This is a genomic window from Bradyrhizobium sp. sGM-13 (assembly GCF_018398875.1).
Lineage (GTDB): Bacteria > Pseudomonadota > Alphaproteobacteria > Rhizobiales > Xanthobacteraceae > Bradyrhizobium.
The window spans coordinates 1-208 of sequence record NZ_JAGWDK010000554.1 but is presented as its reverse complement, the minus strand read 5'-3'; the positions used below and the strand labels follow the sequence as shown (position 1 = coordinate 208).

The 208-nt window shown below is 63.5% G+C and carries 1 protein-coding gene; it reads right to left on the bottom strand.

The window, feature by feature from the left end; translation table 11 throughout:
• Positions 1–183 (bottom strand): hypothetical protein (locus KJQ96_RS39950; RefSeq protein WP_213291316.1); only part of this gene is annotated, 183 nt, incomplete at its 3' end.
• Positions 184–208: the final 25 nt, after the last annotated feature.

The window sequence follows — 208 nt, the reverse complement described above, 5'->3', positions numbered from 1 at the left end:
CTCGCAGATCGCGTTCGGATGCGTGACGAGATAGCAGTTCAGCGCCGCCGTCATTTCTTTCGCGCTGGTGAGGTCGCGCCAATCGACGCGATGCTTGTCGGTCGAAAGCTTCGGGAGCTGCCCGTCCCTTTCGGGGTGTTCAAGCGCCGGGTAACACGCTCGCGTATCTTGGCCGCTTTCCATTCGCCCATGCGGTCGCCGCCCGGCA